The following is a 24,524-nucleotide window of genomic DNA, read 5'->3' on the forward strand; positions in this document are numbered from 1 at the left end:
AGATCAATGACCGGGGGGCAAAATTATTTGCCCCCTTGTCTTAAAAAGTTCATCTCGTAATATGGACTGAAATGGTTGTGCATCAGTTCCCGGAACTCTTGGACCGAACCTTTTTCCAGACAGTCCACCAAATCCGAATGTGTTACCTTGCTCTTGTTGATCGGAGTATCCATCATCTCTTCTTCAAGGCTCAGTACATAATCAAAAACAATCTTCAGGTATTTTTGGAAACCACAAAGCGTTTCATTTTTTGAGATTTTATATAGTTCTGAGTGAAAACTGATTTCGTGCTCAATTTTGTTAGGCACCTTTTTGGATTCAAAGTCCTCCACAATCTGTCTTAGGCCATGCACTTGTTCAGGAGCTATGTTCCTATAAATGGCATCGGCCATTCCGATTTCGAGCATGATCCTCAGCTCAAATAAATCGTGCAAGGTCGATTTGTCCAGAACATTTGGGTCCATCACTCTTTCCAAAGCAGAAAAGAGATTGAATTTTTCCAAATGTATCCCACTTTTCTTGTTGGAAGATATGAGCCCCAGCATCCTAAACCTGCTCAAAGCTTCCCGGATGACATTGCGGCTTACGTTCATGATCTGGGCCAGTTCGTTCTCCGTAGGCAGATTGTCCCCTGGCTTGAAGCCATTTTCCTTGAAATAGATACGTAGTGACCTTTCTACTTGATCTACCATGGTCATTTTCTGGACGGGTCTAAAAGTATTGTGGTTTTCTTTCATATATAATCATATATAGCCCCAAGGGCAATTCCGAACAAAAATAGAAAAGATTTTGGCGTAATCAATAGAATTGTACTATATTCGTATCATAATATTGTCCTACAATATAAATTAACAAACAACTATGAACTCAATCTTAATTAAAAAACTCTTAGTTCCCTTTGTGTTCCTTGTGTCCATAATGGCCATGGGGCAGCAGGAAATAAAGGGAAGGGTGGTCGATACCGAAGGGGTTCCCTTGCCGGGGACCAGTGTATTGGTCAAAGGCACCTCAAACGGTGTTGCTGCAGATTTTGACGGCAACTACGTAATCAATGCAAATCAGGGCCAGACCTTAGTATTTACTTATGTGGGTTTTGTGCCCAAAGAAGTTGTGGTAGGTTCGCAGACCCAAATCAATGTAGCCTTGGATATGGATACCCAAGTATTGGATGATGTGGTGGTCATTGGTTATGGCAAACAATCAAGGAATCTGGTTTCCAGTGCGGTTTCAAAAGTAAAAGTGGAGCAAGTGGACAGCAATCCGTCCGCGAATCCTATTCAAGCTCTACAAGGAAAGGTTGCTGGTTTAAGCATTCTGCCCTCTTCAGGACAGCCAGGTGAAGAAGCCCAAGTATTCATCCGTGGTGGTACTCAAGTTTCTGGTACAAGTTCTGCCAATAGGCCCCTATATATTATTGACGGGGTTTTTAGGGGCAACATGAATGGACTTAACCCCCATGATATTGAATCTATTCAAGTATTGAAGGATGCCGCGGCAACAGCCATTTATGGTGCCAGGGCCGCAAATGGGATCATTTTGGTCACCACAAAATCCGGAGAAAGAAATGGTAAGGGTACAGTTTCCATCAATTATCGGTCAGGTATCGCCCAGCAATTGAACAGGTACCCATGGACCAGTGCCGAAGATTATATACGGGTGTCGCGAATTGCCGCCGCTAAGGGAATCAACTTGGAAAACCCAGGGGACAGACTTTCCAATACCAACTTTGGGTATAGTGTTCAAACCGTGAACAATAGAGGGGACTATGGCTTCAATAGAAACACATTGGCGTTTTTGGACAATGTGATCGGTGTGGAAGGACAGGCCTATGTTGCCGACCTTTTGGAAAATCAAGGATATCAGACCATGAAGGATCCCGTGACGGGGAGAACCATGATCTTTAAGGACAATAACTATGATGACCTGATTTTTACCACGGCTCAGTTGCAGGATTTCAATGTTCGCTTTTCCCAAGGTAGTGAAAATGGCAACATGAACATTAGTTTGGGCTATCTCAAGCAGGACGGAACCTTTTTGGGAACTGGTTTTGATCGGATCACGGGGCTTTACAATGGAAATTATGACCTTTCTGATAAGGTCAGTGCCAATGCTGGGGTCAATTTCAGTTTTCAACAGAACAATGAGGTCCAGAATGCCAACAACTCCATAAACCGATCTTCACGTCTTCCGCATTCAGTGAGATTGTGGAATGATGATGGAACCCCCGCTTTGGGTGAAACCACAAGTTCTCCCAGAAACCGTTACCATGAGCTCTATTATCAGGATGCAGAACAAAAGACCTATTACTATACCTTGAACTTTGGGTTGGATTGGAATATTTGGGATAACCTACATTTCAAACCTTCGGTCTCCTTCTTTAGGGATGATTACAATTTCAATTTTTTTGAAAGGGCTTCCCCTGAAATTCCAGGTAGGCGGGCCGAAAGAAGCGAAGTCGCCAACAACCAATTGTTGTTGAACGGAATATTCACCTATGATCGCTCTCTTGGAGATCATAACTTTGACTTGCTCTGGGGGATGAACTATACCAAGAACCGAAGGGAATCCATCAATGGAAGTGGCTCCAACGGGGCAACAGACATCATCGAGACCCTCAATGCCTCTGCCACTGATATGGAGCGGGTATCCAGTTCCATCGTTGAGAACAAGCTGCTCAGTAATTTTGGTCGTATCAGTTATGACTTTAAGGGGAAATACTTGGCCTCTGCCAGCTACCGTATCGATGGTGCATCGCAATTCGCAGAAGACAACCGATTTGCATTCTTCCCGGCATTTTCTTTGGGTTGGAATGTGCATCAGGAATCGTTTTGGAAGTCCAAGGCCGTTAGCCGTTTAAAGTTGAGAGGTAGTTGGGGGCAGGCAGGATCTCTTTCAGGGCTTACCATATCGGATACCCAAGGAGAGTTTTCCACCCGTCTTTATGGTTTCCAAGGAGGAGCCTTGTTGACCCAATTGCCCAATACAGCCCTAAAATGGGAAACCACGACTTCAACGGACATCGGTTTGGACATGGGACTGTTCAACAATAGGATCAACCTCCTTCTGGATGTCTATGAAAAGATCACGGATGACCGATTGATCGATAGGCCCATGCCCCAACAGACAGGTTTCAGTTCCATACGAGACAACGTGGGAAATATCCGAAATAGGGGAATTGAAGTTGAAATTGGAGCTGATATCATCAAAGGGGAAGATTTCCAATGGCATACGGATTTCAACTTTGCCTTTAATCGGACCACAGTGGTCAAACTTCCTGAAAACGGAAGGGACAAAAACAGGATCAACTACGGTTTGGTCTATAACGATAACGGTGACCTGATGGAAGTCGGAGGACTTGCTGAAGGGGAAAGACCCTACGGAATCTGGGCTTTTGACATGATTGGAGTTTATGCTACGGATGAGGAAGCCGCCAATGCGCCAGAGGACCTATTGGTTTCAGGGTCCAAATTTGGAGACCCCAAACATGGAGGGGATGCTATTTGGAGGGACGTCAACAATGATGGCGTCATCGATAACTATGATATGGTATTTGTCGGTTTTGCAACACCGGACAAATTAGGAGGAATGTCCAATACATTCACCTACAAAGGGCTGCAACTTCGTTTCTCAATGGACTATGCGTTCGGGCATGTGATCAATAACGGATGGAGGGCCAGGGCCAATGCCAACGCGCGAAACAATGTAATGACCACTAAGGATGTCCTCAGGGACGACTTTTGGAAAGAACAGGGGGACATTGCTGTTTTTCCAAGATATGACAATGCTTCCGACTTTGACAATGGTTATAGGAACCACCTTCGCCCTTGGGAATCCAATGGAAACCTGACCCCGAGCAGTAGTGGAGGTTCTGCCAGTACACTGTATTACCACAGGGGCGATTTCATTGCTTTCCGTGAACTATGGCTCGGATACCAATTCCCCGAATCTGCAGGGTTGGACAAATTCGGGATTTCCAATTTGGATGTCAGCATCAGTGCCAACAATTTAGGGTACTGGACCAAGTATACCGGCCTTACACCAGAGGTGTTCGATGGTCTGGATGAAGGTATATACCCAAGGCCCTTTCAGCTTATCATCGGATTGAATGTCTCTTTTTAAAAAAATAAAACTATGAAACTCTCTTCTATATATAAATTTCTGGCACTGATACTGTTCCTTTCGGTTCAATCGTGTATCAAAAGTGCATTGGATACTGAAATACCATCCAGCATAACCACGGGCAACTTCCCAAGGTCCGAAGGTGACCTAAGGGCCATTTTGACCGGGCTATACGATGGTGTAAGGGACGAATACAACCGCACCCAATATGGCGAGGATCGTGGAGATGCCTTCGATGTGGGCCTCATCGGCACGGTTTCGGATTCGTGGGCACACAACCTGAGTGGGGCAAACGGACCCAACTGGAGGGTGAACTACAATTTGATCAATAATGCCAATATTGTGATCAACACCGCAGATGAAATTGAGTTCAACAGCTCCCAGACAAGAGGCCAAATCCTTGGGGAAGCTTATTTCATAAGGGCCTTCGTCTATTTCCAAATGCTGAAAATTTGGGGAGATGTTCCCTTGATTTTGGAGCCTGTGGACCAAACAACCCCATCCGTGGGCAGAACAGCGGCAACACAGGTCATGGATCAGATTCTTTTGGATTTGGAAAGTGCCTTGGCGGCATTCCCTTCAAATGGTTTCGGAGATAGCAAATACACAGCATCAGCCCCTGCGGCCAATGCTCTTTTGGCCGATGCCAGTCTTTGGAAAGGCAAGGTACTCGGTGGTGGTAATGAGGACTTTATTAGAGCTGTTGATGCCATCAATGACATTGAGGGTGTGGGACTTCTCAATTCTTTTGGGGATGTTTTTGATGTCAAGGAAAACAATGAAGTGGTCTTTTCCATCTTTTTTGATTTCAACGAACAGGCCGGTATGTATGCAAGTACCATTACTTCTCGTGATGTGAATGTGGATAGGGAGCTTAACCCGAACGTTCCCACTTCGACCAGTTTCAATGCAAGGCATAATTACAGACCCAGTGATAAGATCATCGCGCTTTACAACAATCCAAACGACCAACGAACAGCTCGGAGCTTTATCCCGATCCTTACACAAGATGGGTCCGACGCCGATTCCGATCCAGATGTGTTGAGCATCAGTCAGAACAAATTCAAGGGTACGGACAACAACAACGATACTTTTTATGACAATGACATTATTGTGTACCGATGGGGCGGACTTTTGCTTTTGAGGGCGGAAGCCTTGGCGGCCCAAGGATTAACAGTGGAAGCGATCATTGATATCAATACGGTTAGGGAGCGGGCAGGTACCGGAGCCTATACAGGTCCTACCGATCAGCCTACCGTGGAGCGGGAGATTCTGGATGAGCGGGGGAGGGAACTCTTCTTGGAACTCAAAAGATACTGGGACCTTGTACGGTTCGATGCGGGCAGCACCATCGATATCTATGCCGAAGTGCCCAACTTGGCAGGAAAGAACCTTCCATTGGTATGGCCCGTGAACGACAATGTCATTGCACAGAATGAACTTATAGAGCAGACCGAGGGATATAGGAACTGATCCATGGTCAATATCCCAAGTGTTTTTTGAACAAATAAAATCATACATGAAGAAATTGGAATTTAAAGGGATCATCGCAGCAGGGTTCAGTCCATTTGATACGGACGGTAAACTGAAGTTGGAAGCTATCCCACCACTTGTTGAACATCTGATCGAACAAGGTATAGAAGGGTTCTATCTCACCGGAAGTACCGGGGAAGGAATGTCCTGCAGTATAGAACAACGAATGGCCATTGTGGAAAGCTATATGCAGGCCGTGAACAAAAGGGTACCCGTCATCATCTGTGTCAGTCATGCCAGTCATGAGACCAGCACCTTGCTGACCAAGCATGCCATTGAGGTAGGTGCTGACGCCGTTTCGGCCAACCTGCCTACCTACTATGGCATCAACAACTTGGATCATCTGGTCTATGGGGTGCAAAAAATGGTCGATTGTCAGGATGAATTGCCATTTATATACTATCATATTCCTGGAAAGACCGGTCTCAATTTCAAGATGCACGATTTTCTGGAAGCGATTCACGGACGTTTGCCCCAATTGAAGGGGATCAAATACACCGCGGGCAATCTGGATGATTACATTCGCTGTGAGCACACTTTTGGGAAGGACTTGAAAATGTACTTTGGTGTGGACGAACTGTTCCTGCCAGCATTGTCGTTGGGTGCGGATGCCTTTATAGGAAGCACCTACAATTTTATGCTGCCCATGTATCAACGAATTGTGGAGCAGCACAAAAGCAACCAACCTCAAAAAGCAGTCCCCCAATATCATCAAGTGGCAGAGATCATCAATGGTTTCTTGAAATATGACGGTCTTTCGGCCCAAAAGGCCATAATGAAAATGGTAGGCCATGATTTTGGTCCTCCCAAACCTCCGGTACGCCCCTTATTGGAAACCCAGTACAATGATTTGTATTCGATAATGGACCGGCAAGGACTTTTCAAACCAATAGCTCATTGAAGATAGCTAACTAACAAACCCTTACAAGCACATAAAAATGAAATACGGTTATCTCATATTTTTTTTAGTACTGTTGTCCGCATGCACCGAATCCCCTGGAGGGAGCATCATTGTGGATGACGATGATCCGGTAGCTGTAGAGTTTCCGGGCACAGAAGGAATCAACTATCTTTTTGAACAAGGGATAGGAGGTTATGCATGTTATCGTATCCCGGCACTGTTGCAGGTGGATGATCAGACCCTATTGGCCTTTGCTGAAGGACGAAGGAACAGTTGTAGCGATACGGGGAACATCGATCTAGTAGTGAGACGTTCCGAAGACAATGGATTCACTTGGGGAGAAACCATTGTGGTCTGGGACGATGCGGACAATACCTGCGGCAACCCTGCTCCCATCTGGGATGCAGTGGCACAAAAAGTGGTGTTGTTGGCAACTTGGAACGATGGTAGGGACGATATAGGCCCTATCAATGATGGTACCTCCATAGACACGCGCCGTGTTTATCATCTTTCTTCCACCGATAAAGGAAAATCATGGACCTCTCCCACAGAGATCACTGAAGATGTAAAGCTGCCCAATTGGCGATGGTATGCCACGGGACCGGGTTCTGGTATCCAAATTAAAAATGGACCCTATGCCGATCGTCTTATGGTGGGCTGTGATTATATTGATAGTGAGCGACGGGGGTATTCACATGTGATTTATTCCGATGATCATGGGGAAAGCTGGGTGTTGGGAGGTGTTTCCCCGGAGGTCCAGACCAACGAATGCGAAGTGGCCGAACTTTCCAATGGAGATCTTATGCTGAACATGCGGAACTCCGGTAACGAAAAGCGCAGAAAGGTGGCCACAAGCTCTGACGGTGGTGATACCTGGGAATATTTGGGATTGGACAATACTCTTATAAGTCCCAAGGTGCAATCCAGCCTACACCGATTTGATTTTGAGGACAACATTCTGCTGTTTTCCAATCCTGCCGATCAAATGGAACGGATGAACATGACCATACGCCTGAGTACGGACGATGGAAGTACATGGACCCGGTCATATCTCCTTCACAGAGGGTTTGCTGCCTATTCTGATCTGGAAAACTATAACGGGGATAGGGTTGCCATTCTCTACGAGACAGGTCCAACCCCTCAAGACCGCTACCAAGGAATCTCTTTTGAGACCGTGGGACTCGATGAATTACAATAACCAAGACTAACTAACAGTAAAAACTAAATTGATCGATATGAAAACAATAAAAATAATGATGGCTCTTTGTTCCTTGGCCGTTCTGTTCTCGTGTACTGATGACGACACCAGTACATTGGTGAAACAAGTGGATGCGGATTTTTCGGCCGAAGTGCAGAACGTACAGGCAGGGAATGCTGTACAGTTTACGGATTTGTCCATAGGCGATGTGACCAGATGGAATTGGACATTTCCAGGGGGAACGCCACCGACCTCAAATTTACAAAGCCCCGAGGTAGTCTACGAGACACCTGGAACTTACGGTGTTACTTTGAATGTGGCCAACCAAAATGGAAGTAAGACCCTTACCAAGGAAGACTTTATCGTGGTACAGTCCCCAGAGGTCAATGCAGATTTTGAGTTGAGTGCAAATTCGGTGATTATGGGCAACAACTTTACGATAATGGACAGGACCACAGGAAACCCAACATCCTGGCAATGGGAGTTCATTCCTGAAACGGGAAGCAGTATCACTTCTACCGATCAAAACCCAATTGTCGTTTTCGAGCAGCCAGGTGTTTATTCCATTAAATTGACTGCTGCCAACGCAGATTACTCGGATGAGGTGGTGATGAGCAATGTGCTCACCGTTTTGGACCTGACCTCTGTGGATGCCAATTTTGAAGCTTCGGCCTCTTATACCTACACGGGAAATGAGGTGACGTTTACCGATCTCTCCGTAGGAAATGTGGATACGTATAGCTGGACCTTTGAAGGAGGAACACCTGGCACGTCAAATCAAACCAGTCCTGCGGTCACCTATGCTACCCCAGGAAGGTATAGAGTATCACTAACGGTTTCCAATGATAATGGAGGCGAGTCCACCATTACTCGTGAAGATTATGTGGTTGTGGTTCCAGGAGATGATTTGGCTGCGTATTTCCCATTGAGCAATGGTGGGTCAGACGCAGGGCCGAACCAACTTTCCACAACTATTGTGGGCAATGTACTTTTCACCGGAGAAGATCGCTTTGGAAATACAGGAACGGCCACTTTTGATGGAGCTAGTCTGATCACCGTTGCGGACAATGATGCTTTGAATTTTGGCACTGCCAACTTTTCTGTTGGGGTCTGGGTGAAAACAGAAGATACCTCTAGAATGATGGTCTGGCAAGAAAGTGGGGCCAACGGACCAAACGACAACCAGACCTGGTTGAGAATAGGCGATAATACGGATTCGCGAGTGATGCGTTTTGATACAGAGGACAGTAACGGAGGAGCGATTATCAACATCGGTACAGATAGGTTGCCCAATGGCGTTTCGGATGGCCTATGGCATTTTGTGGTCGCTGTTAGGGATGGTGGCACCAACTATGTTTATGTGGATGGATCATTAATCCACCAGATGGATGTTGCCCCGATCCGAAATGTATCCAACGAACAGGACTTCAAAATCGGAGGGCAGGAAATGGATCCAGGCGTGTTTGGAAATTTCCTCAACGGGACCTTGGAAGGAATGCTCATTTATAATAAAGCATTGACCCTAGTAGAAATTACCGAACTTTATAACCTGTAATATAAAAACAGAGAAGAAGGCTGTCCAAAAGATTTTTTCCAATGATCTTTTGGGCAGTCTCTTTATAAATAAAAAGACCAAAAAATGGGAAGATTACGTTTAGTCTTATATACAGTTGTATGTATATGGGTGTCAATCCAATCCACCAATGCCCAGATCAAGCTTCCCGAACTCTTTTCATCCAATATGGTCTTGCAGCACAATACCCAAGTGGCCGTTTGGGGCTGGGCCAATGCGAACGCCAATGTTACCATCAATGCATCATGGATGGAAAGCCCAATTGAGGTAAAGGCGGATAACAATGGATCTTGGAGTACTAAGCTGACCACCACGAATGCAAGAGAACCGCAATCCATGGAAATCAAGGGAAGCGGATCCAGTATCATTTTGGAGAATATCCTCTTTGGAGAAGTATGGCTCTGCTCGGGCCAATCGAACATGGAACAATCCCTCAAAGGCTACACAGGCCAACCCACCTATGGTGCCCTCTCGGCCCTTTCCAATGCCAGCAACCCAAAGCTTAGGGTCTTTTCGGTGGAACATCACGGTTCAAAAACACCTTTGGACCATTTGGACGGATATCGGCCATGGCAGGAGGCATCTCCCGAATCGATTAGGGATTTCAGTGCCATTGCCTATTTCTTTGGACAACAACTTCAAGAAATATTGGATGTCCCGGTTGGGCTTATCCTTACCTCATGGGGAGGAACGGAAATACAATCCTGGATGGCTAAGGATGCATTGGAGATGTATCAAACAGTTGATATGAAAGATGTGGATATCTCCCAAAATACCAAACATATCCCCACGGTGTTGTTCAATGCCATGGTAAACCCGTTGGTGCCTTATACTGTCAAAGGAATGTTGTGGTACCAAGGCGAATCCAACCGTTTGGAGCCTCAACTCTACCGACAACTTTTGCCAGCAATGGTAAAGGATTGGAGGGCCAAGTGGGGCCAAGGGGATTTTCCGTTTTACTATGTGCAGGTTGCTCCGTATCTGTACGATAAAAGGAACGATTACTTTCAGGAAGTTGAAAATTCAGCTTTTATCCGGGAGGCCCAATTGGAGAGCTTGGAAGATATTCCGAATGCTGGAATGGCCATTACCATGGATATTGGGGAATCGCACACCATCCACCCACCAAAGAAAAAAGAAGTCGCGGATAGGTTGCTCTATATGGCCCTTAACCAAACCTATGGACAAACGGCCATAGACCATCTGGGCCCGACATACAGTTCCTTGGCCATAAAGGATGGAGGAATCGTATTGAATTTTGACCACATAGGGGATACAGGTCTTTTTGCTTATGACAAGCTTGAAGGTTTTGAAATTGCAGGGGAGGATAGAAAATTTTATACGGCTGAAGCCAAAATAGTAGGTAACCATAAACAGGTCTTTGTCAAAAGTCCGAAAGTACCCAAACCGATGGCGGTTAGATATGCCTGGCGCAATTGGATCGTTGGGACGTTGTATGATGTGAACCTTTTGCCTGCATCCTCATTTAGGACAGATGATTGGGACAACGCCACCAGAGTGGAAGAATAGGGTATATGATGAATCAAATAGCAATGGAAATGATGGGTAACGGAAAGAAAATGAAGAGCTATTTTCTATTTTTTGTGTTGATTTTTTTACTGGGAAATACCTCTAAAGCACAAGACCAATCGCCAAAAAAAGATTTCGTCCGGTTCGATTGGCAAACGGCTACACAAATGCCACAAGGTCAGGATTTCCCGGAAAAGGGAATGGCCGGAAGTTTTTCAGGAGTACATAATGATGTACTTTTGTTGGCAGGAGGTGCCAATTTTCCCAACGGATACCCATGGGAAATGGGGCAAAAAAAGTGGGAAAACACAATTATTGCCATCACAAGGCAAGGCACAGCCTATAATTGGTACAGTTCAGAAGAGGTACAACTCCCTGTTCCGATGGGTTATGGTGTTTCCTTGTCCACAAAAGAGGGAATACTTTGTTTGGGAGGGAACAATGCAGAGGGCATTGTCACCAAGACCATATTGCTTTCATGGGACCAAGTGGATAAACGTATTTCCCAACGGCAGTTGGGCAATCTACCAGGGAATTTGGAAGCGACCTTTGGAGCCGTATATCAGGAACAGGTGTATTTGGGAGGTATTGAAAATGGGACAAATAAGTTGTTCCAATTACCCCTTTCCGAACTATTGGGCAGTTCTTCCAATCAAAAACTGTCATGGAAAGAATTGCCTCCATGTCCAGGCCCGCCGAGAAAAATGTCTTCCTATGCCGTGCAGGGCAATGGACAGTCCGATGCGCTCTACATCTTTAGCGGAAGGTCAGAAACCGAAACGGGTATAGAACTGCTTGATGACGGATATAGTTTTGATTTTTCAACCAAGCAATGGAACCGAATTGTCAATGTGCCTCCGGTCATGGCTGCACCAGCATTGTCCTATGGAGTGTCCAATATTCTCATCTTTAGCGGGGATGGAGGGGACAGATTGTTGGAAAGGGATGCCCTGTCCAAGCGAATACTGGCTATGGAAGATAATGAGGGCAAAGATTCCTTACAATCCGTGCTGAATGACAGGCTGAAGAACCATACCGGTTTTTCCAATCAGATATGGTCATTCAATACCATTACCAACACCTTCCAGAAGGCGGGCAAGCTGCCCAATTTCCCTCCGGTCACTACCAACGCTTTTTTCTGGGGGAACAAGGTAACCCTTCCTATGGGAGAAATTAGCCCGGGTGTTCGGTCAACTGGAATTTTACAAGCTACGGTGGAGCATTCCAAAGGAACTTTTGGATATCTGAACTACATGGTACTGGGCCTCTATTTCCTTGTCCTTTTGGGAATAGGAATCTATTTTTCATCCAAACAAAAAACAACGGACGATTATTTCAAAGGTGGCGGACGTGTCCCTTGGTGGGCCGCAGGTCTCAGCGTTTTTGGTACGGCATTGAGTGCCATTACCTTTATGGCCATACCCGCAAAAACCTATGCAACAGACTGGTCCTATTTCTTTTACAATCTGAGTGTTTTGCTGTCCACCGCGGTGGTGGTAGGGTTGTTCATTCCCATATATCGAAAGCTACAGCTCACCTCGGCCTACGAGTATTTGGAACAACGCTTTAATCTTACCGTGCGGATGTTCGGGAGTATTTCCTTTATGCTCTTCCAGATTGGTCGCATAGCAATTGTGCTATATTTGCCCGCCATAGCACTATCCTTGGTAACCGGAATAGACATTTCGCTATGCATTGTGGTGGTCGGAGCCTTTAGCATTGCCTACACCCTCATTGGTGGTATAGAGGCCGTCATATGGACGGACGTGGTGCAGGTCATCGTGCTTATGGGAGGAGCAGTTCTCTCTCTTGTTGTCATCATTTTTGATTTGGGTGATGATCTTCAACCCATGTTGGGTAGGGCCATCGAGAACAACAAATTGACGTTGACCCATTTTGACTTTTCTTGGAACGAGCCCACGATATGGGTGGTCATAATTGGAGGCTTCTTTGCCAACCTGATCACATATAGTAGTGACCAAACCTTGGTACAGCGTTATCTGACCACGAAGGATGAATCCGGTGCCAAAAAGACCGCATGGACCAATGCCTTGTTGGTCATCCCATCTACCCTTATCTTTTTTAGCGTGGGAACGGCCCTGTTTCTCTATTACACCAAGTTTTCGGATGCATTGGACCCTGTGGCCGAGAACAATGATGCCATCTTTCCGTGGTTCATCATCAACGAACTGCCCGCTGGCGTCTCAGGTCTGTTGATTGCAGGATTGTTTTCTGCGGCCATGTCCAGTTTGAGCAGCAGTATCAACTCCACAGGCACAGTTTTCACCATAGATATCTATAAAAGGTTTTACAAAGGTGTGGCCGAAAAAAGGTATTTGAAGGTGGCCCGCTACGCGACACTATTGACTGGGGTACTGGGCGTTCTGTTTGCACTATGGATGGCCTCTTTTGATATTGAATCGCTTTGGGATGAATTCTTTAAGGTATTGGGATTGTTCACAGGGGGTCTAGGGGGGCTGTTTCTTTTGGGGGTATGTTTTCCCAAGGCCAATGCAAAGGGTGCCGTGGTCGGACTTTTGGTGAGCAGTGTGGTCCAGTTCTTCGTATCTACGCAGACCGATCTTCATATTTTCCTGTATAGTGCCATTGGTTTGGGCACCTGTGTGCTGGTGGGGTTTTTAACAAGCTTTTGTTTTGGTACGGATGTATCGGAAAGCAAAAAAAAATGGTAAAATTGGATGAGCCTGATGGTTGAGACCACTAAGAACGGAAAATTTGAGTTATACAATTTTTGGCTTTAATAGTTTGAAAATCAAATTTTCATGTAAGTTTCCAAGGTGCTCATTTTTACCCGACCAGTATGGTTTACTAGGTTCGAAGTTTCTAGTATAACACATAATCTCTATCTTTCAATTAATGTAGTATTTCTGACCAATCAAATAGACATGCTCTTATTCTTAACAATTAATTAAAAATTAAGTCCAGATAACGACATGTTGTTTGGATAGATTTGGGTACCAATTAAACTGAAGTGACCAAATCCAGTCTTGAAAGCGATACGTTGTTTATAGTGCAATTAAAGCAAGGCGAAAAAAATGCGCTCAACAAATTATTCAATACCTATTGGCAACCTCTTTATACATCAGCCTTCAATGTTCTAAAAGACCATGTGGATGATTTTGAGACAAAGACAATCAAAACAAGTATAGTAGTGAGGGGGTCCTCCTTGCCTTTGGAGTATTATCAGTGTTGAAAGCCTCCCTTTTAATTAGATTCTTATTAACTTTCCCTCACGATATGCAATGGGGGAAATACCAGTTTCACGCTTGAACAGATAACTCATATAAGAAACATGTTCAAAACCTGTTTTTTCGGCAATATCAAGTAATCCAAGCTCGGTTTCAGTCAACAATTCTTTCAATCGGTTTACACGTACCCGTTGCATTTCCTTGTACGGTGTCCGCCCCACGATTTCTACAAACTTTTTCTCAAAAACCCTTCGGGTCATTGGAACCAAGTTCAATACATCGTTTATGTTAAATGTGCCGCTATTCGCGTGTTCATATATGTAGTGGAGTGCTTTTGAAATATATGGGTCCTCAATGGCTAGTGCCTCAGTGGACCTTCTTTTCTTGATGCCCAAAGGTGGTATGCGATGGGAAAATGTTTCAATTTTCTTTTTTTTTATCAGCTGCTCCAGTAGCGTGGCGGCCAAGTAACCTGTATTATGTGTGTCTGGGATAATGCTAGTGAGTGGTGGGGAGCAGAGTTCGCAGACCAGTGGGTCGTTGTCGACACCTATGACCGCGATATCTTCGGGAACCATAAAACCTTGCCTGTGGCTGGAGTCAATAATTAATCTTCCCAATTGATCGTATGCCGCGAATATTCCGATGGGCTTTGGAAGACTGGACAGCCAAGAATCTATTTTCTTCTGTTCCGCGACCAAATTTAGTTTCAGGTCGATGGAAATATGATGGTCATGGCAAAAAATTCCATTTTCCCGGAGCAAGTCTGTAAAGTGGTTGGAACGCCATTTGGACCAGTTAAAATTAGCACCCAAAAAACCAAAGTGCTTAAAACCGCAGCTTTCTAAATGTTTTAATGCAACTTGTGCAATTTTTTCATCATCGGTTTCAACCCAAGGTATATTGGGGATCAAATTGGCAGAGCTTGTATCCACTGTAGGCAGGTTGCATTGCTGTATTAGGTCGGCAGTGGTTTTATTCTCAATACGGGCTATAATTCCATCCCCTTTCCAAGAGAGTAGCCATTCAGGGTTCGGCTCGCCCCTTCCGTATTCACCCAGATATACATCCCAGTCATCATGTTCTTTTATGTAACCATATATCCCTTTAATGATGCCTCTGGAATATGCGTTTGAGGTTTCCAGTAACAGGGCTACTTTATATCTTTTTTTTCTGATTATATCCTTAGGCATGTGGTTGGGCTAAAATTATATGAGCATAAAGGAAACCATTGCCATGTTTTTGTGTCCAGTGGACAATGACATATTTAAGCATGCTTCGGGGTTTGCTTTTCTAGTTAAAAATCTAATTTAAAGATATGCAAAAGTTGATGATATCGTATTTTTTTCAATTACGAAGTTTTTCGAACCTAACCAACTAAATGTGGACTGTGCTGTTGTTGATGGCAATTTTTACTTCAATAAAATGGTAACTAATAAAAATTTATATCAAAAAAATACTAACTATTGAATGGTGAGTAAGGCGGCTGGAAGGGTATAAGTCTAAATAATAGATGGTAATATATCTAAATGATATGTATAAATTTCATATTGGAATCCAAAGGTATTGTGGATATGTTTGAATGTTCGCTAAAACTACCAACATCGGTACTGAACAAAAGCTTGGGGATTAACTCCCACTTTGTGTTGATAAGTAATTGATAATAAGCTGATTGTTGGTGAAGTGGGTGTCGGATGTCAGGAGTGCAGGTGATAAATCGATTTAGCTTGCCAATAAAACCAATACGAATTAAACCATAATACCAAATTATAAAAATGAGTGATAAAAGTATTAAAGTAGCCATTGTGGGGCTTGGATTCGGAGCAGAGTTTATTCCGATTTATAAAGAACACCCCAATGCAGAAATGTATGCAATATGTCAGCGAAATGAAGAAAAGCTCAATGAAATCGGTGATGCTTTTGGCATATCAAAACGGTATACAGATTATGCCGAGCTGCTTAAAGACCCTGATATTGATGCCGTACATATAAATACACCAATACCTAACCATGCAGAGCAGTCCATCGCAGCGTTAAAGGCAGGAAAACATGTTGCCTGCACCGTTCCCATGGCCACCACTGTTGAGGAATGTAGACAAATTGTAGAGCTCGTAAAGGAAACAGGGCTTACCTATATGATGATGGAGACCGTGGTATACAGCCGTGAATTCCTTTTTGTAAAAGAGATGTATGAAAATGGTGACTTGGGAAGGATACAATTTTTAAGGGCGTCGCACCATCAAGAAATGAAGGGTTGGCCGGGTTATTGGGAGGGCTTGCCTCCAATGCATTATGCGACCCACTGTGTAGGTCCAATATTGGCCCTTTCCAGGTCTGAGGCCGAATATGTGTCATGTTTTGGTTCTGGTAGGATTGATGAGGAATTGATTGGTAAATATGGCTCCCCGTTTGCTGTGGAAACCTGTCACATCAAATTCAGGAAGTCCGATTTATCTGCCGAAATAACCCGTTCCCTTTTTAATACGGCAAGACAATATTGTGAAAGCTTTGATATTTACGGAAGCCTTAAATCCTTTGAATGGAATTTAATAGAAAATGAAAACCCGGTCATTCATACTGGAGAGACACCTGAACGTGTAGAGGTGCCGGACTATGCGCACCTGCTGCCAGAAAAGATTGCAAATTTTACCAGCGCCGGTGTTTATGATTCCGATGACAACCAACACCTTTCCTTTATACAAGGAGCAGGGCATGGAGGATCTCATCCACATTTGGCGCACGAGTTTGTAAGTGCCTTGATGGAGGGGCGGCAACCTTATCCGAACGCGGTCCAATCCGCAAACATAACCTGTGTTGGAATCTTGGCACACGAGTCCGCCATGAACGGGGGAGAGATTATAAAGATGCCGGATTTCACACTTTCGGAAGACTGATGGTCAAAACCCGGTTAAATGTTATTTTGATACCTCGAAAATAATAATCAAGTAAAAATTACAACAGGTAACGAATTATGGAAAAGAACAATAAGAAAAGACTCTTTTATGGAAGTTGTTTTGCAATAATAACAACGGCCTTCTCCTTTAGTATTCGAGCTGGGATTCTTCCGGAATTGGCCGTGACCTTTGATTTGACTGCAAAGCAACTAGGATACATCAACCAGATGTGGTTTTTGGGCTTCCCTATCACAATGGTAATAGGGGGATTGTTCTATCATGTCATCGGGCCCAGAAATATAATGGCTTTTGCTTTTGTGGCACATTCCGCAGGTATTTTGCTGACCATTTATTCCGGAGGGTATATCGGTTTAATGATATCGACCCTATTGATCGGTCTTGGGAATGGATGTACGGAAGCCGCTTGTAACCCCATGATTGCAGATAGTTACCAGGGAAAGATGATGAATACTTTAATGAACCGTTTCCATATGTGGTTCCCTGGCGGAATTGTGCTCGGAAGCTTGATATCGTATGTTATGACCGGTCTTAATTTGGGATGGGAAGCCCAAATTTGGATTTTCTTTATCCCTACCTTTCTTTATGCATATATGTTCTATGGGCAGGAATTTCCAAAGCCAAGAGTAGAGGAAGCAGCCAGCGTCAAGGCTAATTTTAAGGCCATGGTATCGCCCATGTTCATTTTTATAGCATCATGTATGGCATTGACGGCCATTTCCGAGTTTGGACCGACCCAATGGGCCCAACTTGTATTGGAGAAGAGTGGGGCAGTGCCCATGTTGGTATTGGCCTTAATCACCGGAATCATGGCATTTGGACGCTATTTCGGTGGAGAGATTGTCCATCGGTTCGATCAAAGTGGGGTCCTTTTGGGTTCGGCGATTTTTACCGCTCTAGGTATCTTTTTGCTCAGCAGCCAAACAGGTGGAATGATTTATGTTGCCGCAGCGATATTCGCCGTTGGGGTCTGCTATTTCTGGCCAAATATGATTGGGTTCGTGGCCGAGAAAATCCCTAAAAGTGGTGCTCTGGGAATGTCCGTGGTGGGAGCGATCGGTTTTTTCTCCACGTCAATTTTTCAGCCCATCATAGGCGACTGGATAGATAGTGCCAGGGCTACGGCAACGTCAATGGGCCTTGCCGGAGATGCATTGGAACTGGAAGCAGGTCAAGAAACACTAAAAAGAATGGTGGTCTTCCCGATTATACTTATTGTGCTTTTTGTCATTCTTTTCTTCTGGATACATCAAAAAAAGAAATCAACTCCGGCATTGACCGATTCGCCGAGAGTGAATGCGGGTTAATGCGATAAAATTTATTGAATAAAACAAACAAACTGATTGAAATATGTGTTGATACACACGAAAAAAAAATCGGAAAATGGTGGATCATTTTCCGATAGGGCAGATAATAATTAACTAACACAAACCTTGAAATTATGAAAAAAATATCAAATCCCTTATGGGTATTGGATAATTGCTGTTACCAAATCTTTGGATGGAAGTTGGCACTTCTTTTATCACTAACAACACTATTTGTGATAGATGCTACTGCCTCTCATTTAAGTGAGGAGATTAGCGCTCCTATTGACAAAGAAAGCAAATTTGATCCAATTATTGGTACTGCAATGGAGAAAAGTGTAGAAAAGAACACTTTTTATTCAGACAAGACAAAGAAGAACACTTACCAGTTCAATGTAACTGGTACCGTGACAGATACCAATGGCCAGCCCTTGCCGGGAGCCAATATTGTAGAAAAAGGCACAACTAATGGAGTGCAAACCGATTTTGACGGAAACTTTTCACTTTCGTTGGCCGATGAGAATGGGACATTAGTGGTTTCCTATATCGGATTTGCAGCCAAGGAAATTCCTGTTGATGGGCAATCGACATTTACCATTGCTTTGGAAGAAAGTGCTGCAGGGCTCGATGAAGTGATTGTTGTAGGATATGGTTCCCAGAGCAAAGAATCCCTTACCGGTTCTGTAGCTACTGTGGACGAAGAAGAACTGAACGCAGTACCTACGGGTGGTGATGCCGCCTCAAGAATGCAGGGACGCGTTGCAGGTGTTACCATTACCACCAACAGCGCCCCTGGAGGAAATGCCGTTGTGCGTGTGAGGGGTGTGGGTTCCATAAACAACAATGACCCGCTATATGTAATAGATGGAGTGCCCACAACCACAGGCCTCAGCGGGGTGAATCCCAACGATATTGAATCCATGACCGTATTGAAGGATGCAGCTTCATCAGCAATTTATGGTTCCCGTGCGGCAAACGGTGTAATTTTGGTGACCACAAAAAGGGGAAGCAAGGGCAGAAAGCCAAGTCTTAGCCTCAGTGTACGATCAGGGGTACAAAGAGCCAACAACAATATAAATTTGTTGAATACCGAGGAAGTAGGATTACTGAAATGGCAAAAATTCACCAATGATGGGATAGAGGTCGGAGACCCGGGTTGGGGAGACCTTCAATATGGTAACGGAGCTACACCGCAAATCCCGGATTATATTTTCCCCAACGGAAGGATGGAAGGAGAAGTGGATGAGAGTCTTTACAATTTTGGCGACCCATATTATGGTATAACAAGGGCCAACAAGCAGGGGACGGACTGGTTGGATGAAATTTTCACCGTAGCCCCGATACAGGAATATAATCTTTCCGTTAGTGGAGGTACCGAAGATATGAACTATGCCATATCAGGAGGTTATTTAAATCAAGAAGGAATATTGAACCACACCGGTTTTGACCGCTACAGTTTGAGGGCCAACACCGATATCAACATTACCGATTGGTTCAAAGTTGGACAAAGCTTGAGTTTAACAAGAAGCAATAGAAAAGGAAACCTGTCTACTTCAGCGATAGAATACGCTCTTAGAACACACCCTATCATTCCTGTTTATGATATCCGTGGAAATTTTGCAGGTACCCAATCCAAAGGTACTGGAAATGCACAAAATCCCGTAGCAATACTATATAGGGATAAGGATGACTTTTCTAGACAGCTACGGATTTTGGCAAATGTTTACTTGCAATTCAACCTGACTGATGACCTTACTTTTAAGACTATGTTGGGTGTGGATAGCAACAACAGAAAGGCTGAAGACCGTACCTTGGCCAATCCAGAATTTACACAGACCAACTTTAACAATAGCCTAGAGCTTAGTCATAATGAGGGGTTTCAATATAATTTCACAAATACTTTAAATTATTCCAAAACTATTAGAGAAGATCATTCATTGGATGTGCTTCTGGGAATGGAACAGATTAAAAATAGATTGGAATATTTTGCTGCCGGAAGGTCTTCATTTGCTTTTACCGATTTGGATTACATGATTTTAAATGCAGGAACCGAAAATCAAACCAATGAAGGTTTCTTTGATGAATGGGCACTTTTCTCCTTTTTTGGACGGGTGAATTATAATTACAAAGGCAAATATCTGTTCGAAGCTGTTGCCCGTAGAGATGGATCTTCTAGGTTTAATGAAGAAAATCGATGGGGGGTGTTCCCGGCATTTTCCGCAGGATGGAGAGTAAGCGATGAGAAGTTTATGGACGATGTAGATTGGTTGAACAGCTTAAAGCTTAGGGTAGGCTGGGGCCAGAACGGTAATGATAATGTAGGAAACTACAATGCCTACAGTACCTATCGTGCAGATGGCTTTGAATCCTATTATAACCTTAGCGGTTCGGGATCCACCTCGACCCAAGCAGGTTTTCATGCCTATAAACTGGGTAATCCGGAAAGTAAATGGGAAACCAATACCACTACAAATATAGGTGTGGATTTTTCAATCTTCGATTATAGATTTGATGCTTCTGTAGATGTATATACAAGAAAAACAACAGATATGCTGTATCCTGATGTCAAACCGGATACATGGGGTGCGTTGGAACTTTCTTCCGTGAATGTAGGGGAGATGAGAAACTCTGGTATCGACTTAATTATGAACTACAGAAGTGATATTGACAGTCCGCTACAATATACTATTAGTGCTAATCTTTCTCATTATAAAAACGAGGTGATCCGCCTTAACGATAACCCTGATGAAATTAGATTTGGAAACTCTTTATTGAATGATACTTATACCGCGACTACCCCGGGAAGACCTATATCTTCTTTTTTCGGATATATCGTGGATGGGTATTTCAACACACAGGAAGAAGTAGACTCACATGCACCATACAATCCTGATGTATCTGGTGTAGATGCCTACAGTAGACCAGGGGTTTTCAAGTATAGGGATGTAAACGGTGATGGGGTAATTGATCCAGATGATAGAACCTTTATAGGTAGTCCACACCCTGATCTATCTTATGGACTCAACATGAATTTTAAGTATAAGAATTGGGACATGACCATGTTCTTCCAAGGCGTTCTTGGGAATGATTTGGTCAATTTCAGTAGCCGTACAGTTTTGTTCAACCGTTTTGATGGGAATTATCTTAAAAAACGTTTGTATGAATCTTGGACGCCGGAAAGATATCAGAATGGGGATAGGATTACTGTGCCCATTTCGTTGAACGATGATTCTGTAATGCAAAGACCATCAACATTTTTTGTAGAGGATGGTTCCTATTTTAGAATGAAAAACTTTGAGCTTGGCTATTCATTTTCAGAAAAGGTGTTGGAGAAGCTCGGCGGATTGAACAGGTTCCGGATTTATCTACAGACAACGAACTTGTTCACCATCACCAATTACAGTGGAATAGACCCGGAAACAAGTTCTGGTGACGATCGTCAAATAGGAGTGGATTCCGGTCTATATCCCCCATCTCAGATATTTATGATGGGAATCAATATTAATCTTTAATCAAAAACATAACAAGATGAAAAAAATACATTTAATCAAATTGATACTGTTGTTGGTTTTAGTTGGATCTTGTTCAAAAGATGATCTTTTGGATATACGGCCCAAAGGAGAATCCCAAGTTGAAGACTTGGTAAACCAAACAGGTATAGATTTATTGTTGACAGGTGCCTATGCCGTTGTGGACGGTGTCAATGGAAAAAATGGAGAAGGTTGGGCAGGAGCAGATTCCAATTGGGTTTGGGGAGGAGTGGCTTCCGATAATGCCTACAAGGGTACCGTGGCAGGAGACCAGGCTCCCATTAATGCCATTGAAGGATTTTATGTGGATGCTGCCAACGTTTATGTGGCCAACCACTGGGCCCCGATGTACGATGGTGTCCTAAGAACAAACGATATTTTGCGTATCCTTCCAGATGTGGAGGATATGGACGAACAGGAAAAGGCACAGGTAGAGGGGCAGGCCAAATTTTTAAGGGCTCATTACTATGTTGAACTTACAAGGGTGCATGGTCCAGTTCCTTATATCGATGAGAATACAGAGAATCCGTCTGTAGTGCCCAATGATCATTTGGTTTGGCCGGAAATAGAAGCAGATTTACAATTTGCAGCAGACAACCTTCCGGGAAGTTGGGAGGATAAGGGAAGGGCCACTTCGTGGGCGGCCAAGACCTATTTGGCCTATGTTTATATGTTCCAAAGGCGGTTTGATGATGCTCTGCCCATTTTACGGGATATCTACAACAATGGCCCTTTTGAATTGATGGAGAGCTATGAACAGAATTATAGGATTGCCCACCTCAATAACAAGGAGTCCATATTTGAAATTCAGTATGCAGTAAATGATGGATTTAATGGATCCCCAAATGCTGGTATAGGCAATAGTATAATAGGAATGACCTTTATGGGAGGAAGTGGATTTTTTCAGCCTTCCCATAATCTGGTAACTGCATATAGAGTTGGTGAAAATGGACTGCCACTTCTGGATGATACCTTTTCCGAAGATGATATATTTCCTTATGATCAAGATGGAGAGAGTGTTTTGTATGAAGGTCCCGTGGACCCTCGATTGGATCACACCATAGGTAGGCCAGGGGTACCTTTCTTGGATTGGGGCATTCAGGAAGGACATTCTTGGATTCGTGACCCTATTAATGGAGGCCCTTACATAAACAAAAAGCCCATGTTCTTGAAATCTGAAAGAGGAACAATGTCCAGTAATACAGGGAGGACATTTCCCAATGCCAACAATTACCGTAAGTTTAAGTTGAGCCATGTTATGCTATGGTTGGCCGAAGCAGAGGTCGAAGCCACGGGAGGTTCCTTGGAAACAGCGACCAATTTGATCAACGAGCTTCGAAATCGGGCCAAAAATTCCAATGTGGTGCGTTTTGATGATGGTACACCAGCGGCAAACTACAGTGTAGAACCTTATCCGGCTATTTTCCCAGACAGGGAATTTGCCCTACGGGCCATTAGGCATGAGAATAGAATTGAATTAGCTATGGAGGGATATAGGTTTTATGAACTAGTACGCTGGGGAATAGCCGGAGAGGTAATGAACAACTATTTGGATGTTTCTTGTTCGGTTATGTCCTACCTATGCGGAAAATCCTTCACGGAGGGACAGCATGAGATTTGGCCAATCCCGCAAAGACAAATAGACCTTTCCAAAGATGAAAGTGGGGCTTCCGTACTTGTACAGAATCCCGGCTATTGATTTTTACCATGGGGCCGATTATTTCCATTGGCCCCTAATTTTGATAAAGAAAAAGTATGAAAAGAAGGAATAAAAATATATTTAAGATTATTGGCGTATACTTCCTTTTGGGACTCATGGGACCTAATGTTTATGCTCAGGAGAGCAAGTTGTACATCATTACGGACAGCATCAATGAATCTTTAATTATTTCGCGTTCCAAGGATACGTCGAATCCCATTCTGACACAAGTGGTCAAAGCGGGAATCAGGCCCTATATCCATCCTATTGCCGCACCCGATGGTAATGGGGTTTTGACAGAGTATGGGCCAGGTCATCATTTACATCAAACAGGACTTTATTGGGGACTAAAACGTGTCAACGAGAGAGACTACTTCATGAACTGGAAAGAAGACTATTGGAAGAAGGAATCTTCGACCATTTTGGAGGGTTCTGGAGCAATAGTAAGATGGCAAACAAAATATGGTTTGTTGAACGAAGAAGGTGAAGTGATTCTTGAGGAGGTTCAACAATGGTCCATGGAAGAGCGAGAAGGAAGTTTTATATTGGATTTGGAATGGCAGGGCAGTGCTAGAGAGGATGTGACCATGGGAGAATTCTATGTTGGCGGCTTGTTTTTGCGCATGCCTTGGAAGAAAGGATATAACGCCGAAATAGTAAACTCCGACGGTAAAAAGAATCTTGAAGCGGAGGCCCAAAGAGCAATTTGGGCGGATGTTGGCATACAGGTTCCCGGAAGAACGAATTTGGCTCACATTGCAATGATGGACCATCCGGACAATAGGGCCTTCCCTACACCATGGCGTGTAGACAGCCAGTTTGGTTTGGGCCCCTCTATTCAAATATTGGGTGATTGGAAGATTCCAAAGGGTTCAACAGAGACTATAAAGTATAGATTGTTGATCTACACCGGCAACCGGGACAATGACCTTATTGCACGTACCTGGAAAGAATTTGTTTGTGAAGAATTGTAAAGGAAGCAATTCAGGAAAATAACTTATGTGTACACAAGAACT

At 43.9% G+C, this 24,524-nt stretch carries 14 protein-coding genes; 12 read left to right on the plus strand and 2 right to left on the minus strand.

Annotated elements, in window-relative coordinates:
• Positions 1 to 23: 23 nt before the first annotated feature.
• The gene (locus tag DCK90_RS04010) at positions 24 to 737 is read right to left on the minus strand and encodes a FadR/GntR family transcriptional regulator (protein ID WP_108244903.1); all 714 of its coding nucleotides are present in this window, start codon (positions 735 to 737) and stop codon (positions 24 to 26) included.
• Positions 738 to 861: 124 nt separating this feature from the next.
• Between DCK90_RS04010 and DCK90_RS04015 the strand changes: the two genes are divergently transcribed.
• The 7 genes from DCK90_RS04015 to DCK90_RS04045 all read left to right on the plus strand — a co-directional run bounded on the left by DCK90_RS04015 (position 862) and on the right by DCK90_RS04045 (position 13,547).
• The gene (locus tag DCK90_RS04015; RefSeq protein ID WP_108244904.1) at positions 862 to 4,119 is read left to right on the plus strand and encodes a SusC/RagA family TonB-linked outer membrane protein; all 3,258 of its coding nucleotides are present in this window, start codon (positions 862 to 864) and stop codon (positions 4,117 to 4,119) included.
• Positions 4,120 to 4,131: 12 nt separating this feature from the next.
• The gene (locus DCK90_RS04020) at positions 4,132 to 5,592 is read left to right on the plus strand and encodes a RagB/SusD family nutrient uptake outer membrane protein (protein ID WP_108244905.1); all 1,461 of its coding nucleotides are present in this window, start codon (positions 4,132 to 4,134) and stop codon (positions 5,590 to 5,592) included.
• 46 nt (positions 5,593 to 5,638) lie between these two features.
• Positions 5,639 to 6,553, plus strand: a complete 915-nt coding sequence (locus DCK90_RS04025) for a dihydrodipicolinate synthase family protein (RefSeq protein ID WP_108244906.1) — start codon at positions 5,639 to 5,641, stop codon at positions 6,551 to 6,553.
• Between the two features lie 37 nt (positions 6,554 to 6,590).
• Positions 6,591 to 7,751, plus strand: coding sequence for a sialidase family protein (locus DCK90_RS04030; RefSeq protein WP_108244907.1), 1,161 nt, complete (start codon positions 6,591 to 6,593; stop codon positions 7,749 to 7,751).
• 37 nt (positions 7,752 to 7,788) lie between these two features.
• Positions 7,789 to 9,306, plus strand: coding sequence for a PKD domain-containing protein (locus DCK90_RS04035; RefSeq protein WP_108244908.1), 1,518 nt, complete (start codon positions 7,789 to 7,791; stop codon positions 9,304 to 9,306).
• A gap of 84 nt (positions 9,307 to 9,390) precedes the next feature.
• A complete protein-coding gene (locus DCK90_RS04040) occupies positions 9,391 to 10,854 on the plus strand; it encodes a sialate O-acetylesterase (protein WP_108244909.1) in 1,464 nt (487 codons plus the stop codon).
• A 5-nt stretch (positions 10,855 to 10,859) separates the two neighbouring features.
• The gene (locus DCK90_RS04045) at positions 10,860 to 13,547 is read left to right on the plus strand and encodes a sodium:solute symporter family transporter (protein WP_108244910.1); all 2,688 of its coding nucleotides are present in this window, start codon (positions 10,860 to 10,862) and stop codon (positions 13,545 to 13,547) included.
• 536 nt (positions 13,548 to 14,083) lie between these two features.
• Here the strand turns inward: DCK90_RS04045 and DCK90_RS04055 are convergent.
• The gene (locus tag DCK90_RS04055; protein WP_108244912.1) at positions 14,084 to 15,256 is read right to left on the minus strand and encodes a XylR family transcriptional regulator; all 1,173 of its coding nucleotides are present in this window, start codon (positions 15,254 to 15,256) and stop codon (positions 14,084 to 14,086) included.
• 582 nt (positions 15,257 to 15,838) lie between these two features.
• On the opposite strand from DCK90_RS04055, the gene DCK90_RS04060 reads away from it, so the two are divergent.
• From DCK90_RS04060 to DCK90_RS04080, 5 genes are all read left to right on the plus strand, one after another.
• The gene (locus DCK90_RS04060) at positions 15,839 to 16,957 is read left to right on the plus strand and encodes a Gfo/Idh/MocA family protein (RefSeq protein WP_108244913.1); all 1,119 of its coding nucleotides are present in this window, start codon (positions 15,839 to 15,841) and stop codon (positions 16,955 to 16,957) included.
• 77 nt (positions 16,958 to 17,034) lie between these two features.
• Positions 17,035 to 18,282, plus strand: a complete 1,248-nt coding sequence (locus DCK90_RS04065; RefSeq protein WP_108244914.1) for an MFS transporter — start codon at positions 17,035 to 17,037, stop codon at positions 18,280 to 18,282.
• A 134-nt stretch (positions 18,283 to 18,416) separates the two neighbouring features.
• The gene (locus DCK90_RS04070; RefSeq protein WP_108244915.1) at positions 18,417 to 21,791 is read left to right on the plus strand and encodes a SusC/RagA family TonB-linked outer membrane protein; all 3,375 of its coding nucleotides are present in this window, start codon (positions 18,417 to 18,419) and stop codon (positions 21,789 to 21,791) included.
• 16 nt (positions 21,792 to 21,807) lie between these two features.
• Positions 21,808 to 23,508 carry a RagB/SusD family nutrient uptake outer membrane protein gene (locus DCK90_RS04075; RefSeq protein WP_108244916.1) on the plus strand — a complete coding sequence of 567 codons (1,701 nt, stop codon included), beginning with the start codon at positions 21,808 to 21,810 and terminating at the stop codon, positions 23,506 to 23,508.
• Positions 23,509 to 23,564: 56 nt separating this feature from the next.
• On the plus strand, positions 23,565 to 24,482 hold the full coding sequence (locus DCK90_RS04080) for a DUF6807 family protein (RefSeq protein ID WP_108244917.1): 918 nt from the start codon (positions 23,565 to 23,567) through the stop codon (positions 24,480 to 24,482).
• The last annotated feature ends 42 nt before the right edge of the window (positions 24,483 to 24,524 follow it).

It is taken from the genome of Muricauda brasiliensis (assembly GCF_003057865.1).
Classification (GTDB): Bacteria; Bacteroidota; Bacteroidia; order Flavobacteriales; family Flavobacteriaceae; genus Flagellimonas; species Flagellimonas chongwuensis.

Coding starts and splice junctions, on each gene's coding strand:
- DCK90_RS04030 (WP_108244907.1), top strand. CDS start 6,591: ATGAAATACGGTTATCTCATATTTTTTTTAGTACTGTTGTCCGCATGC.
- DCK90_RS04035 (WP_108244908.1), top strand. CDS start 7,789: ATGAAAACAATAAAAATAATGATGGCTCTTTGTTCCTTGGCCGTTCTG.
- DCK90_RS04060 (WP_108244913.1), top strand. CDS start 15,839: ATGAGTGATAAAAGTATTAAAGTAGCCATTGTGGGGCTTGGATTCGGA.
- DCK90_RS04055 (WP_108244912.1), bottom strand. CDS start 15,256: ATGCCTAAGGATATAATCAGAAAAAAAAGATATAAAGTAGCCCTGTTA.
- DCK90_RS04070 (WP_108244915.1), top strand. CDS start 18,417: ATGAAAAAAATATCAAATCCCTTATGGGTATTGGATAATTGCTGTTAC.
- DCK90_RS04065 (WP_108244914.1), top strand. CDS start 17,035: ATGGAAAAGAACAATAAGAAAAGACTCTTTTATGGAAGTTGTTTTGCA.
- DCK90_RS04015 (WP_108244904.1), top strand. CDS start 862: ATGAACTCAATCTTAATTAAAAAACTCTTAGTTCCCTTTGTGTTCCTT.
- DCK90_RS04020 (WP_108244905.1), top strand. CDS start 4,132: ATGAAACTCTCTTCTATATATAAATTTCTGGCACTGATACTGTTCCTT.
- DCK90_RS04080 (WP_108244917.1), top strand. CDS start 23,565: ATGAAAAGAAGGAATAAAAATATATTTAAGATTATTGGCGTATACTTC.
- DCK90_RS04045 (WP_108244910.1), top strand. CDS start 10,860: ATGATGAATCAAATAGCAATGGAAATGATGGGTAACGGAAAGAAAATG.
- DCK90_RS04075 (WP_108244916.1), top strand. CDS start 21,808: ATGAAAAAAATACATTTAATCAAATTGATACTGTTGTTGGTTTTAGTT.
- DCK90_RS04040 (WP_108244909.1), top strand. CDS start 9,391: ATGGGAAGATTACGTTTAGTCTTATATACAGTTGTATGTATATGGGTG.
- DCK90_RS04025 (WP_108244906.1), top strand. CDS start 5,639: ATGAAGAAATTGGAATTTAAAGGGATCATCGCAGCAGGGTTCAGTCCA.
- DCK90_RS04010 (WP_108244903.1), bottom strand. CDS start 737: ATGAAAGAAAACCACAATACTTTTAGACCCGTCCAGAAAATGACCATG.